This window comes from Streptomyces sp. NPDC030838, from assembly GCF_055572035.1.
Genome location: NZ_JBVIED010000008.1, coordinates 12768 through 26809, shown reverse-complemented (window position 1 = coordinate 26809; position 14042 = coordinate 12768). Strand labels below are relative to the sequence as shown.

The 14042-nt window shown below is 68.9% G+C and carries 9 protein-coding genes; 6 read left to right on the top strand and 3 right to left on the bottom strand.

Annotation, left to right across the window (positions count from 1 at the left end; translation table 11 throughout):
• Positions 1 to 56 precede the first annotated feature (56 nt).
• Complete coding sequence (locus ACZ42A_RS21275; RefSeq protein ID WP_468528808.1) at positions 57 to 2390, bottom strand: hypothetical protein; 2334 nt, start codon at positions 2388 to 2390, stop codon at positions 57 to 59.
• Positions 2391 to 2527: 137 nt separating this feature from the next.
• Entirely contained in the window at positions 2528 to 3049 is a 522-nt protein-coding gene (locus ACZ42A_RS21270; RefSeq protein ID WP_468528807.1) for a hypothetical protein, read from the bottom strand.
• Positions 3050 to 3547: 498 nt separating this feature from the next.
• Here ACZ42A_RS21270 and ACZ42A_RS21265 point away from each other — a divergent pair, with 498 nt between their 5' ends.
• The 5 genes from ACZ42A_RS21265 (at position 3548) to ACZ42A_RS21245 (ending at position 7986) form a co-directional block, all read left to right on the top strand.
• Positions 3548 to 3994 (top strand): hypothetical protein, encoded by a 447-nt coding sequence (locus ACZ42A_RS21265; RefSeq protein WP_468528806.1) that lies wholly within the window; start codon positions 3548 to 3550, stop codon positions 3992 to 3994.
• A 2-nt stretch (positions 3995 to 3996) separates the two neighbouring features.
• Positions 3997 to 5778 (top strand): WXG100 family type VII secretion target, encoded by a 1782-nt coding sequence (locus ACZ42A_RS21260; protein WP_468528805.1) that lies wholly within the window; start codon positions 3997 to 3999, stop codon positions 5776 to 5778.
• A gap of 66 nt (positions 5779 to 5844) precedes the next feature.
• Positions 5845 to 7104, top strand: coding sequence for a S8 family serine peptidase (locus ACZ42A_RS21255; protein WP_468528804.1), 1260 nt, complete (start codon positions 5845 to 5847; stop codon positions 7102 to 7104).
• 132 nt (positions 7105 to 7236) lie between these two features.
• Entirely contained in the window at positions 7237 to 7584 is a 348-nt protein-coding gene (locus ACZ42A_RS21250; RefSeq protein ID WP_468528803.1) for a WXG100 family type VII secretion target, read from the top strand.
• Positions 7585 to 7686: 102 nt separating this feature from the next.
• Complete coding sequence (locus tag ACZ42A_RS21245) at positions 7687 to 7986, top strand: WXG100 family type VII secretion target (RefSeq protein ID WP_468528802.1); 300 nt, start codon at positions 7687 to 7689, stop codon at positions 7984 to 7986.
• 224 nt (positions 7987 to 8210) lie between these two features.
• Here the strand turns inward: ACZ42A_RS21245 and eccCa are convergent, their stop codons facing one another.
• On the bottom strand, positions 8211 to 12185 hold the full coding sequence (gene eccCa / locus ACZ42A_RS21240) for a type VII secretion protein EccCa (protein WP_468528801.1): 3975 nt from the start codon (positions 12183 to 12185) through the stop codon (positions 8211 to 8213).
• A gap of 341 nt (positions 12186 to 12526) precedes the next feature.
• Between eccCa and eccD the strand changes: the two genes are divergently transcribed.
• Complete coding sequence (eccD, locus tag ACZ42A_RS21235) at positions 12527 to 14035, top strand: type VII secretion integral membrane protein EccD (protein ID WP_468529060.1); 1509 nt, start codon at positions 12527 to 12529, stop codon at positions 14033 to 14035.
• The last annotated feature ends 7 nt before the right edge of the window (positions 14036 to 14042 follow it).

Genomic DNA, 14042 nt, shown 5'->3' with positions numbered 1-14042 from the left:
CTGGGCGGAGCGGTGGCCGGTGAAGGAGTCACGCAACTTCACCGGCCGGTCGAGGGTCAGATGTCCGTGACGAGCTCCGGCGCGACGCGTTCCATGTAGTCACCGGCGTCAAGGTAGCCCTTCGAGGACTCGTCCTCCGCCCAGGTGGCCACATCGCCGGGATGCGCGTGGCCATGGGCCCTCGCCGCCTCCGAGGCCGCCCGCCGGGTGTACTTCATGTTGTTGTCCTGGCCGTTCTCCCAGTTCTCGCCCATCTTGGGGCCGGCGTCGTCCTTGGCGCTGCCCTCCGCGTCCTTGAAGAGCTGCTCCAGCACGACGCTCGTCACCGTTCCGGCGGCGCCGCCGACACCCGCGCCTACCGCGGGCGAGGCGATGAAGGACGTACCGACGCCGACACCGATGCCGACGGTGCCCGAGACGACGTTCTTCCACTGGGCCGTCGAGTGCGCGTACTCCTCGTCCGAGGACACGGCCTCGGACGCGACCGCTTCGTTGCGCCCCATGGCCAGGACGCCGGACACCTCGCCCGAGTGGCGGGCGATGGCGCGGACCGTGAGTTCCGGGTCGTGGTTGGGGCGGTGGCTCTCGGGCAGGTCGGGGTTGAGGTGGTAGTCCATCAGGTTGGCCATGTAGGCCTTCTGGCCGACCTCGACGGCGGCGTACCCCTCCGGGTTCTGGCCCACGGCGAACAGGAACCGCGACACGTCGCGGTGGTTCAGCTCGGCGGAGGAACCCGCGACGGGATAGAGGTTCTGCACCCGCTTCCAGGCCTCCTCCGCGTCCTCGTCGCCCTTGTCCGGATGCGGGTCCACGTCCGTCGACGCGCGGTTGATGTCGGGCAGGTACTCGGAGGCGATCTGACCGATGCTGTCGGACATGTAGCTGTTCTTCGTGAGGCGCTCGTTGTCCTCGGAGATGGAGTTCACGAGGCTCTCGAAGAGCTTCGTCTGGCCCTCGTTGTGCGCCGGCGTGTCCGCGGTCGGCAGCTCGCCCGCCGGGTGACCCGTGGTGGCCGCTTCGAGGGCGAGCGCGAGGTTGTTCTGACCGGTGTGGAGATCGTCGCCCTTGAGGTTCGTCTCCTGGGGCCACTCCCGCTCCTCGAAGAGGTACTGGAAGTTGGACAGCGTGACCTTGCCGTTCTTGCCGTCGCCGTCGGTGTCCCGCTCGAAGGGGTTGTCCTCGTCGTCCTTGTTGATGAACTCCTGGTTGAAGAAGTCCGTGGCCGCGTCGGGGCTGTTGGAGAGGCCCTTCAGATAGCCGGTGAGCGGGTCGGAGCCGCTGTCCTCGCCGATGCGGTTCAGCCACGGGTCCATGCCCATGTGCTGCCACGCCATGTTGGCGTGCTCTCCGTTGCCGGTGAGCTTGCGCTCGGTGGCCATGAGCTTGTTGCCGTAGTCCTTCAGGAACTGGTCGTCGTAGTCCCCGGTCCGCATCAGGTTGCTCATGACCTGGAAGCCCATGGGGCCGCCGCCGTTGTTGCCGTAGATCGGCTTGTCGCCGATGTCGATCATCGTGCGCTTCCACTCGGTCATCGCGACCGAGTCGCTCTGCGTGGCGTTGGCGAGCGTCGTGCCCAGGCTGCGCTGCAGGTCGTCGAACTTCTCCAGCCGCTGCTGCCCCAGCTCGTAGTTGCCCCGGTGCGGGTCGTTGACACCGGTCCAGAACTCGAGCGTCTTCTGCGGGCCGAGCGTCGTGGCGAACCGTTCGGCGAACAGATCGTCGTTACCGTACTTGTTGAGCCCGTTGAGCAGCCGGTCGAACTCCTCGGGAGAGAGGTCCTTCGGGTCCTTCTTCGCCAGCTTCGCCATCTCGTCGGCCTGCTTGAGGGCCTCGGCGGCGGTGTCCCGGTCCTTGTACGAGGCGTCCGAGAAGCCGAGCTTGCTCTGGTCGGCGATGGCCTGGAGGACGGTCTTGGCCGAGTTGTCGCTCTCCGTCGCCTTGTCCAGGATCTTCTGGAGCTGGTCGCGGAGCGCGGTGATCTCGGACTGGTTGTCCTTGTCGTACTGCGCCCGGCCCTCCGGCGGAACGTTGGTGGTGACGGTGAACCCGCCCTCATAACCGATGACGGTGAGATTCTTCTTCCGGCCGCCGTCTATCGCGTTGACGAGCTCCTGGTGATAGCCCTTGAGCTCGTTTCGCGTGTCCTCGAGGATCTTGTGGATGGTCGTCGCCTGCGTGTGCGCGTCGCTGAACTCACCGGCCGTCTTGCCGATGAACTCCTTCGTCACCTGGGCGTTCACACCGGCCCAGTCCGCCTTGTTCGCGGCCTGGTGCAGTTCGTCCTCGGCGTCCTTCTTCAGTGTCTCGAGGTGCTTGACCAGGGTCGACCAGTCCGTGACGGCGTCGTCGAGCAGCTTGAAGTTGGCGTCGCGCAGAGTTTCGAGGTCCATCGGTCTCTATCCCCAGAGTGTCGAGAAGTGTCGAGAGTGTCGAGAAAGCGCCGAGCGGTGGCTGAGCGGACCGGTGCGGTAGGTCCACTCCCGTGCGGGCGACACGAACGAAAATCCGCCGTTCACCCCATTCGCCGCTACTCTTCCTTCTTCTTCTCGTCCTTCTTCTCCCCGTAGACGGGATTCTTCTCGCCGGGCTGCCCGACGCGCTCGTCGAAACCGGCGTCCAGCGTGTCGATGCTGCTCATCTGGCGCACGATGAAGTTCTCGTCGCCGGCGTGGATCTTCTTGGTGACCTGCAGGTGGTTCGTGATCTGCGCGCAGGCGTCCATCAGGGACTTCAGCTGCTCTTCCCACCGGTTCGACACGTGCTGCAGCCCGGCCCCGAACGCGAAACCCTGCTTCGACAGGTCGCTCGCCGCGGAATCACTCGTGGGTACGGCGACACGCGCCTTGTCCCACAGTGCGTTGTACAGAGTGTGCGCCGACTTGCTGATCTTGGTCAGCGAGGCGTTCGCGACCTTCAGATCGCCGTACTTGGTCGGCCCACCGGCCGTCCCCGGCGACCCGTCCCCCGGGTCGAGCTGGTTCAACTGCATCTGCGCGGGCTGCCGCTCCGCAGCCTGAGTCTTGAGCTGCTCCCACTCGTCCCATGCCATGGGTGGACCCCTTCCCCCGTGCTGCTCGGCTGCCCAGAGCTGGTGTCGGGCTGGATGCCCTGGTTCCGGTGCTGTGTGGCTGATGGCCAACTTAGCAACCGCGCACAGGGCAGATCGGGGGCAGGCCTGATGTGTGTGCTTTGTCCGTGTGAAGGTTCGAAGAAGGTGTGCCGGCTGCGCCACGTTGTCCAAGGAGGAGGCGATCCCGTCACGGCTACTGCCGCCGCCCGCCCGTGGAGGTGTTGCGAAGATCGCAAAGGGTGCCTCGTGGCGGGGCGGCTGGGGCCTCGACAAAGCGGCAAATCGGTCAAACGGTGGTGCGTGCATGGGTCTCGTAACTGAGTTAATACACACCGCGGTTGGACCCGTTGTACAGGTTGACTACAGTGGTAAAAGCGTTGTCTGACGCAGCTCGCTTTGCGATCGTACGGCGAGCGAGTGATCGGTCTGGATCTGATCGGGGCCGATGGATGTCACGGGGAAACGGGGAGGAGCGTCGTGCTTCCAGCGGACATGGTGGGGGGCGTGTCGGCAGCCAGGAAGGCAGACCTGGAGGCCAGCGGTGAAGCGTTGAACGAGTTCGTCTCACGGGTGGACGCGGTGCTCCGGCGGCTGGAGGGGTCCGCCGGCAACCCTGCGAGGGTGGGCGCGCAGACGATCAGGGCGTCGTCCTTGAGCAACGGGCGATCCGACGTCTTTCCGGAAGCGCACAGTCTCTACACCCAGTACAACGGCGTGCACGAGCAGCTCACCAACCTGTCCAAGACGCTGCATCTGCAGATCGAGGCGATCGGTATCGCGGTCAAGGGTGCGTCCATCGGCTTCGACAACCTTGAGGAAGAGCAGCGTCAGCGGTTCTGGGCGATCCAATGGGAGATCGACCAGATCCAGGAGCGGAGGAGCGGCCAGCACTCCGGCGAGGGCAAGTCCGGGATGGGGGCCTGACGGTGACCGACGAGCAGCACAAAGCAGATCTGGAGCGCGCCTCCAATCAGAACTCCTTCGCCGATATCGCCCGGAACGTCGAGCACTCGGACGGCAACGGGCTCTTCACCAGGCTGGTGACCGACCCGCTGCGTGCGGTGGTCGGATCCACCGCCCCGGGCAAGGCCGTCTTCGGCAGCACGGACTTCGACGCGAAGAACCTCGACCTCAACGAGATGATCGACCTGGTCGAGCAGACGAACTCCGAGGATCTCGAATCGTCCGGCAAGGCCCTGTGGGACGCACGCGACGCCATCAAGGAGGCGGCGGACGAGCTCAAGGGCCGTATCGACAAGGTGCGTTGGCAGGGGCAGGCAGGTGAGGCCTTCCGCGAGTGGGGTGCCTCGCTCGTCACGAGTACGACCGACCTGAGCGAATTCGCGGGGAACGCGGGCGACCAGATCACCGCGGCCGCGGTGGGTCTGGCTTCGGTTCGCAAGGCGATGCCGGCACGTGACCCGAAGAACCTGAAGCGTCCGGAGAGCTTCACCGACGCGGAGAAGGCCGCGAACAAGGAAGATTACGACGCTGCCGTAAAGGTGGAGAAGGATCGCCAAGAGGCGATCAACCAGATGAATCGGTTGGCGTCGTACTACGCGGTGTCGAGCCAGCAGCTCCAGGCCTTGCAGGAGAAGCCTCCGACGTTCAAGCCGATGCCGAACGTCGGCGTGCCCGAGCCGAGGACGGCTGGCACTGGAGGTGGCGGAGGGACTGCCGGAGGCGGTGGCACCGCAAGGGCGGCCACCGGCGATTACCGTGCCCCGGTGGAGTCGCAGGGTCGCTCCGGCGTGGACGGCGTGAGCGATACTCCGATCCCTTCGTCACCTGGCACTGGCAAGGTGGCCTACCCGGACAGTCCTGTCGGTACGACCATCGACAGCGTCGGCACTCTGCCACCCACGACGACCACACCGACGACCGGGCACACACCGCCGATCAATGGCACCCCGCCCACTGTGGGCGGTCAGTCTGGCCCGTTCGAGAACTACGGTCCTTCGATCCCGAGCCGTGCCACCGGCAGGACGACGGGCGGAACGAGTGCTCCCCGCACGCCTGTCTCCGCTCAGGGCCGCCCCCAGCCCGGAGCGCCCAACTCCGCCACCGGACGCACCACGGGGCCGGGCGCCGCGAACCAGATGGGACGTCCCACGGCGACTGGCCAGGCGATGGGCAGAGGGGCGGGTTCAGGCTCGAAGCAGTTCCCGATGGGACAGTCGGGTGTGTCCGGGGGTACTCCCCGCGCTGGGGGTACGGCAGGGCCGCGGGCGAACGTCGGACCGGCCACCGGAGCAGGGCGTGCGAACGGCGTGGTCGGGGGACGGCCTACGACCACCGGCGGCGCTGCGGCGAAGAGTGGGCCGAAGATCCCTCGTGGCACGGTGATCGGCACCGGTCCGACGGCCAACCCCCGGCCGTCGACCGGCCCCGGACAGCGTGGCGTCTTCGGAGCCCCCCAGCCCGGCGCACGGCCCGGTGCAGGCGCGGCCGGTGCTGCTCGCGGCGGTGCCACGGGAGGCTCCAAGCCCGTGACCGGCAGCCCGACCGGGCGTAACTCCACCGCTCAGTCCGAGCGGAACGGCATGACCCGCGGAGGCGCGGGCCTCGTCCGTCGGCCCGGTGACAACGGCAAGCCCGACGACGAACGAGAAGCGCAGGGAGCGCCGCGCCCCGACTACGCGGTCGAGGACCCGGAGACGCACCTGCCCAACAAGCCCCGGCGCGACGTGCCGCCGGTCGTCAACTGAGCGCTAGCGAGGACTAACAACGCCATGAAGTCAGGGACGCTCCTCAGGACTTGGTGCGGTAGGCGAGTGCGTGCTGCGGGCGCAGTCGTCGGCGCCCTGGCTGTCGCAAGTGTGGGGCTGGCCCCGAACGCCTCCGCTGCTGACGCCCAGTCGCAGCAGTGGTACTTGGGACCGATGCAGACCGAGCAGATGTGGAAGGTCAGCACGGGTAAGGGCGTCAAGGTCGCTGTCATCGACAGTGGCGTGAACGCGAACACTCCCTCGCTCAAGGGGCAGGTTCTGGCCGATGAAGTCCCCGAGTCGGTGGCCTACGGTGCCACTGACGACTACGACGGCCACGGAACGAGCATGGCCGAGCTGATCGCCGGAACGGGTGCGGGAGGTGGCATCCAAGGGCTGGCACCGGGGGCCAAGATCGTCCCGTACCGGGTGCAAATGGCGGGGCTCGAAATGGGTGAGGAAAAGGAGAAGACGGCCCTGACCTGGGAGGCCCTGAAGGCGGCGGCGGACAGTGACGCCAAGATCATCAACATGTCTCTCGGGGGCATGACTTCCGAAGAGGACATGGCCGCCATCGAGTACGCCGCGTCCAAGGGCAAACTGCTCGTCGCAGCCGTGGGTAACGACGGCATTCCCGATGCGCCGGCCCGCTATCCGTATGTGATCGGTGTTGCAGCGGTCGACTCCACTTACACGGTGTCGAAGTTCTCGGAGAAGTCGTCGCACGGCTTTGCCGACCTGTCAGCGCCTGGTGAAGGGCTCCCCACCTGGTGCGACGAGACCTTCCGCTCGTACTGTGAAGCCAAGGGAACGAGCCAGGCAACCGCCCTCGTCTCCGCCGCCGCCGCCCTGATCTGGTCCGCCCACCCCGACTGGACGGTCAACCAGGTCACCCGCGCTCTCATCGACACCGCCAGCCGTTCCTGGCCGAAGGACAAGCCGAGCAAGTACGCGGGCTACGGAATGATCCGTCCCCGACTCGTCCTGGAGGACCCCACCTACGACGCGGGCGCACCGAACGTCGACCCGCTGGCGAAGGTGAACCGCGGAGACCTGTTGGCCAAGGCCGGGGAGAAGGGCCAGAAGGCCGGCAACGCGGGCAACGCCGGAAACACCTCGCCCGCACCGTCCGCTTCTGCATCAGCCGCGTCACAGGCTCCCGGAGAGGGTTCAACCGGTGGCACATCGGCGGCAGGATCGAATGCGGAAGCGGCCGCTGTCGACGACAGCGACAACACCCTGTGGATCGCCTTGGGCGCCGCAGCCGCGGCCATCGTGACCGGCGGCGCCGGCGCGGCCGTGCTGCGGGCGCGCCGCGCGAGGTGACGTGACCAGCGGCCCGAGCCGAGTGGCCACCTGGCCAGGGCCCGGGTCGGCCTCAGACCGCGCATCGTCTCGTCGAGGCGATGACGCGGAACCAATCGACCGGATAACAGAGAGTGGAAGGGAAGGCTGGTCATGGCTACCGACCAGAAGCTTGAAGATGCAGCAGTAGTCCAGCTGCAGAAGCAGATGTTCGAGAAGTACGAGAACATCCGCAAGCGGGTGCACAACCTGCAGGGCGTCATCGACGGCCTCGAGGGCCAGTGGCAGGGTATCGGCCGCGCCGAGTTCGACAAGAAGCAGTACGAGATCAACGAGTCGCTGAAGAACATCGGCGGCATCCTCGGCGAGGTCATGGAGGCCATGACCACGGCGCGCAACATCAAGGACTCGAAGGAAGACGAGGTCCGCGCGTCGGTCAACCGGATCAACCTCCAGGACGGTGCCCCCACCGTCCAGTCGTCTGCTTTCAACTCGATGTGACGCGTCCTGGACCGAGGGCATCGGTTCAGGACATCAGCATCGGCAGTTGACCGCACACCACCCGGTGACATCCGGAATCCGAGCGAGATGAGGTAGGCAGGCATGAGCCGTAACAGCGACGGTCTTTCCGTAACTTATGACGGGCTGGACTTCGCAGCCACGACGATCGGCAACGAGGCGAAGGCGCTCGAGCAGGACCTCCAGGAGCTGCGCAAGCTGGTCGAGAGCAGCAAGCAGTACTGGGCGGGTCAGGCCCAGGACCAGTTCGGCGAGAAGCTGCGCCGCTGGGACAAGGAGGCCAACGACATCCACCAGGCGCTGACGGGCATCGGCCACGTCGTCGGTCAGTCCGGTGGTACGTACATGGAAGGCGACAAGAAGGCCGCCAGCTACTTCCTGTAGTACACGGTCGGTTCGCAGAACAGTTCCAGGGTGGGCGCGCGCGGGAGGCGCCCACCCTGCTGTTGTTTCGGCGGCCGAACACGTGCCGTCGCCCGGTCACTCCGCCCGCCCAAACCGCACTCGTGCGGCCCCGTGCACCACAGCAGGGCGCCCCGCCCCACGACGACAACGGGGCCGCCCCCGCCGAAGCGGACGCGGCCCCGTGGCCGTGAACGAAGTGCCCGTCAGCGGTGCGCGTCCGGCACCAACCCCACCTGAACCAACGGCTTCCCCCGCTTCCGCGACACGAACACACCCCGCCCCGCGGGCATCGGCCGCGGCCGTACCCCGCCCAGCAGGTCGCCCTCGTTCGGGTCGCCCGCGAGAACCACGCCCTGGGCGCCGAGTTCCTTCATGCGCTGCATGAAGGGCTCGTAGCCGGCGCGGCCCGCGCCCGCGGTGGAGCGGGCGATGATGAAGCGGACGCCGACGTCCCGGGCGAACGGGAGCAGTTCCGTCAGGCCCGACAGCGGGTTGCCGCTGGACGTGGAGACCAGGTCGTAGTCGTCGATGACGATGTAGACCGTCGGTCCCTGCCACCAGCTGCGGTCGCGCAGCTGCTGCGGGGTGACGTCCGCGGTCGGCGTGCGCCGCTGCATCAGGTTGGCCAGCGCGTCCATGTGGTGCTGCATCTGGTTGGACATGGGGATGTACTCCGCCAGATGCGAATCCGGGGTCACGCCGAGCAGAGAGCGGCGGTTGTCGACCACGAAGAGCTTCGCCTCGTTGCCGTCGTAGCGCTCGGTGAGCCGCTGGATCAGCAGCTTCAGCAGGTTGGACTTGCCGGACTCGCTCTCGCCGAAGACGAGGAAGAACGGGTCCTGCTCGAAGTCCACGAACACCGGCTCCAGGTTGTCCTCGTCGAGGGCGAACGCGATGCCGCGGTTCGGGAAGCGGTTGCCGGGCGGGAGCTGGTGGGCCGGGAACTCCCGCGGCAGCAGGCGGACTTCCGGTGCGCCGGGCTGCTGCCAGTGGCGGGAGACCTCCGCCGCGAGCGCCTGCGTGGCCTCCGCCAGGTCCGTGTCCGAGGACAGGCCGTCGATGCGCGGGACCGCCGCCATGAAGTGCTGCCGCTGCGGGGTCTGACCGCGGCCCGGGACACCGGTCGGCACGTTGGCCGCGACCTTGCGGTCGAACTCGGAGTCCATGGGGTCGCCGAGCCGCAGCTCCAGGCGGTTCATCAGGTGGTCCTTGAGGTTTGAGCGGACCTCCATGGAGCGCGAGGCGGTGAGGATGACGTGCATGCCGTAGCCGAGGCCGCGCGCCGCGATGTCGAGGACGGCCGGCTCCAGACCCTCGTAGTCCTGGCGGAAGTTGCCCCAGCCGTCGATGACCAGGAAGACGTCACCCCACGGCTGGTCGGTCGTGGAGATGTCGCCGCGGGCCCGGCGGGCGCGGAATTCCGCGATCGAGGAGATGCCCGCCGTGCGGAAGTACTCCTCGCGGCGCGTCATGATGCCGTACACCTCGGCGACCGTACGCCGCACCTTCTCCGGGTCGAGGCGCGAGGCCACGCCGCCCACGTGGGGCAGGCCCGCCACCGACGACAGACCGCCGCCGCCGAAGTCCAGGCCGTAGAACTGCACTTCCTGCGGGGTGTGGGTGAGCGCGAACGACGCGACGATCGAGCGCAGCAGGGTCGACTTGCCGGACTGCGGACCACCGAGGATCTGCATATGGCCGGCCGCGCCGCCGAAGTCGGTCCACAGCGGGTCACGGCGCTGCTCGTACGGCTTGTCGACGATGCCGACGGGGATGACCAGCTGCCCCGCGCCCTCATAGCCGGGCTGGGTGAGGCCCCGGCCGGGCACCGCGGCCAGGCCGGGCAGCAGGGAGTCCAGCGACGGCGGGCTGTCCAGCGGCGGCAGCCACACCTGGTGGGCGGCCGGGCCCTGCGCCTCCAGGCGCCGCACGATGACGTCGAGCACGGTGTCGGCGAGCGCGTCGTCGGTCTGGTCCGGCTCCTCATCCTGGCGCTGCTGCGGCACCGCCGCGTACTGGACCGGCACCGGGGAGGCCGTGAAGAGGACCGGCCTGCGGTCCACCGGGAGCGGGCCGCCGAACGACGCCGCCTGCTGGGCGCTGGATCGGTACACGCCGGAGACGTACGCCGCCTTGAAGCGGACCATCTCGTCCGTGCCGAACTTCAGGAAGCCGGAACCCGGCACGTTCGGCAGCTCGTAGGCGTCCGGGACGCCGATCGCCGCGCGGGACTCGGCCGCGGAGAAGGTGCGCAGACCGATGCGGTACGAGAGGTACGTCTCCAGGCCGCGCAGGCGGCCCTCCTCCAGGCGCTGGGAGGCAAGGAGCAGGTGCACGCCCAGCGAACGGCCGATGCGGCCGATCTGCACGAACATCTCGATGAAGTCCGGCTTGGCGGTGAGCAGTTCGCTGAACTCGTCGATGACGAGGACGAGCGAGGGGATCGGCTGGAGCGCGGCTCCGGCCGCGCGGGCCTTCTCGTACGCGTGGATGTTGGCGTAGTTGCCCGCGTCCCGGAGCATCTCCTGGCGGCGGTTCAGCTCACCGCGGATCGAGTCGCCCATGCGGTCGACGAGGGTCAGGTCGTCGGCCAGGTTGGTGATGACCGCGGCCACGTGCGGCATCTGCGACATGCCCGCGAACGTCGCACCGCCCTTGAAGTCGGCGAGGACGAAGTTCAGCGTCTCGGAGGAGTGGGTGACCGCGAGACCGAGGACCAGGGTGCGCAGCAGCTCCGACTTGCCGGAACCGGTCGCACCGACGCACAGGCCGTGCGGGCCCATGCCCTCCTGCGCCGCCTCCTTGAGGTCGAGCATCACGGGCCGGCCGTCCTCGCCGACACCGATCGGCACCCGCAGCCGCTCGGACTGCGAGCGGGGCCGCCAGGTGCGCCGCGGGTCGACGGTGGCCGCGTCGCCCAGGTTCAGCAGATCCGTGAACTCCAGGTTGGCCAGCAGCGGTTCGTCGTCGTCGCCGCCCGACGCCATCCGCAGCGGCGCCAGCTGCCGGGCCAGGGCCTCCGCCCCCTCGTAGGACAGGACGTCGGGCGTGCCCTCGTAGACCATGCCGTGCGCCGACTCCAGGCGCAGTTCGCGCGGGTGGACGACGACCGAGAGGTCGCCGCGTCCGGCGGTGAGTTCGCCGGGTACGACCTCCAGGACCGTCACGCCCTGCAGGCCCTCCGGGCTGGCCAGCAGCGAGGTCGGCGGCAGGGAGACACCGTCGAGGACGACCACCAGGTGCGGCTGCTCGGGCACCGGCGGCGCGCTCGGGTGGAAACGCGGGCGGCCCTGGAGCCGGGCGCCCAGCAGGTCCTCCAGCTCCATCGGGTCCGTGGTGATCAGACGCCGGCTGCCTGCGCCGTCCGCCTCGCCCTTCGCCTGCACATGCGGCAGCCACTTGGCCCAGTCCCACTCGGGCGCGGACTCACGCCCGGTGGCGACGGCGATGACCAGGTCCTCGGGGGAGTGCAGCGAGGCGAGGGAAGCGGTCACCGCGCGCGCGGTGCCGCGTACCGTGACCGGATCGCCGCTGATCGACACGTGGTAGAAGGCGCGCAGCGAGACCGCCATCGGCAGGTCCTCGAGGGTGCTGTGCATGGCCAGGAAGCGCTGCATGGCGCCCGCCGTCAGCGGCTCCAGCTGGTCCACCGGCGCGGTCTCCGGCGGGACCAGCGGCGTGGCCAGGGCCTGCGGGCCGAGGCCCACGCGCACCTGCCCGAAGTCCTCGTCACCCGCGCGGCGCTCCCACACCCGGCTGCCCTCGGCGACCAGCGCCCACAGTTGCTCCGGTGAAGGATGCAGGTAGTACTGGGCGTCGCGCTGGGCCTTGGCGGTGTCCTGCGCCGCACGGCGGGTCTGCGACAGATACCGCAGGTAGTCGCGGCGGATGTCGGCGATCTGCCCCTGGGTGCCCCGCCGGTAGCGGATCAGCATCATGATGCCCATGGCGATCGTCGACGCGATCATCACCATGCCCATGATCTTCATGAAGGGCTGGGCCTGAGGGTTGAAGAAGAACACCACGGAACCGCCCATGCCGAGCATGGGCAGCAGTTGCATCAGGGCGCCTTCCTGCTGCCCACGAGGCAGCTCCGGCGGCGGCTGGAGCACGACCTCGCTCGTGGGCACTTCCCTCGGCAGTGCCCGCGGCGGGCGCTTGACGACGATGTGGCTCACTTCGCACCAATTCCCTTGCCGGACCGACCGTTCCGCTCGCCGCCCCGTGTCCGGCGAACGTCGATCGCGCAGCGCGATCCTACTGACAACCACTGACAACGGTGGGCGGTAGGGTGCCCGTGAGACGTGTGAGCAGTTGCGAATCGGGCCCCGCAGAAGCGGGCAATCCGCACTGTTCGATGCGAGTGCCTCCCGCACGGGGACCGGCTGCTCCGGGGCAACGCGGTGCATTACCGGCGGCGCGGGCGGCGCGGCACAACGTACACAGGATCGTTACAGGCGGTCGCGCGCTCGGCGCCGCGACCGCCGTCACCATCGACGAGGGGGAACAGCAGGTGAGCATGACGGCCTCCGCGCCCGCCGGCGCGACCGGCGGAGCGGGCACCGGAGCCCCTTCCGGGGCGGGCACAGGGTTCGGATTCTGCCGCGTCACCATCGTGGCGCCCGACAGCCGCATCGACGTGGCGCTGCCCGACGACGTGTCAGTCGCCGACCTCTACCCGGAGATCCTGCGGCTCTCCCGGCAGAGCTCCGCCGAGGGCGCCCCGGTCGGCTACCACCTCGTACGCCGGGACGGCACCGTCCTCGACGGTTCCCGCTCCTTCGCGGCCCAGCGCATCCTCGACGGCGAACTGCTGACCCTGCGTCCGTTCGCCGAGTCGCTGCCGCCCGCCGTCTTCGACGACGTCTCCGAGGCGGTGGCCTCCGCCGTCACGCAGGACCGCACCCTGTGGAGCGGCACCCTCACCCGCGCCGCCGGGCTGGTCGCAGGCGGGATCCTGCCCGCGCTGCTCGCCTTCGTGGTCTGGAGCTCGCAGCTCCGCCACGACATGCACAGCCTCCAGGGCATCCTCGCCGCCGTCACCGGTGTCCTGCTGGTCACCATCGCCTGCGTCCGCGCGCGGGTCTACGACGACCGCGGCTCGGCGGTCGCGCTCGGCCTGGGCGCCCTGCCGAACATCGCCGTGGCCGGCTCCGGGCTGCTCCCGCTGTCGGAGGGGCAGGGCATCGGACGGCTGCAGTTCCTGCTCGCGTGCGCGGCGGTCCTGGTCGCCTCCGTGGTGCTCACGCTCGTGTCGCCCAGCGGCGACGGCCCGTTCGTGGCGTTCGTGTTCGCCTCCACGATCGGCCTGCTGACCACGTTCGTCGCGATGCTCACGCATCTGAAGCCCATCGAGACGGCCGCCGTCAGCGCGCCGCTCGCGGTCTGCGCCCTCGCCTTCCTGCCCGGTCTGTCCATGCGCTTCGCACGGCTGCCGATCGGCTTCGAACCGCCCAACCCGGGCCGCGGCTACAGCAACGAGGAGACCGCCCCGCAGGAGCCCGTCGACCCCCAGCGCATCGCCGCCCAGGTCCGCCGCGGCCACGAACTGCTCGTCGGCCTCGTCGGCGGCTGCGCGCTCGTCACGGTCGGCGCGTCCATCGTCCTCGGCTTCTCCAGCAACGTCTGGGCGCAGCTCCTCGCCCTGGCCACGGGCATCGCCATGCTGATGCGCGCCCACCTGTTCCGCTACACCGCGCAGGTCGGCGCCACGCTCGCCGCCGGTCTCGCCGCCCTGGTCTTCCTCGGCCTCGGGCTCGCCCTGAACCCGCCGAACGCCTACCTGCGCGACGCCCTCCAGGGCGACACCGCCGGCCTCGACATCCGCTCGGTCTGGCTGGCCGCCGCCATCGCCGCGGCCGCCGCCCTGCTGACCGCGATCGGCCTGATCGCCCCGCGCAGCGGTGTCACGCCGTTCTGGGGGCGGTTCGTGGAGATCGCCGAGACGTTCGTCCTGCTGACGCTGGTTCCCCTGGCGCTCGCCGTGTTCGACGTGTACGCGTCGGCGCGGTCCATGGCGGGCAACTGAGCCGGTC

Bases quoted from the DNA above. Each gene is read 5' to 3' on its own strand.
- ACZ42A_RS21275 (WP_468528808.1), bottom strand. From the start codon at position 2,390: ATGGACCTCGAAACTCTGCGCGACGCCAACTTCAAGCTGCTCGACGAC.
- ACZ42A_RS21270 (WP_468528807.1), bottom strand. From the start codon at position 3,049: ATGGCATGGGACGAGTGGGAGCAGCTCAAGACTCAGGCTGCGGAGCGG.
- ACZ42A_RS21250 (WP_468528803.1), top strand. From the start codon at position 7,237: ATGGCTACCGACCAGAAGCTTGAAGATGCAGCAGTAGTCCAGCTGCAG.
- ACZ42A_RS21245 (WP_468528802.1), top strand. From the start codon at position 7,687: ATGAGCCGTAACAGCGACGGTCTTTCCGTAACTTATGACGGGCTGGAC.
- eccD (WP_468529060.1), top strand. From the start codon at position 12,527: ATGACGGCCTCCGCGCCCGCCGGCGCGACCGGCGGAGCGGGCACCGGA.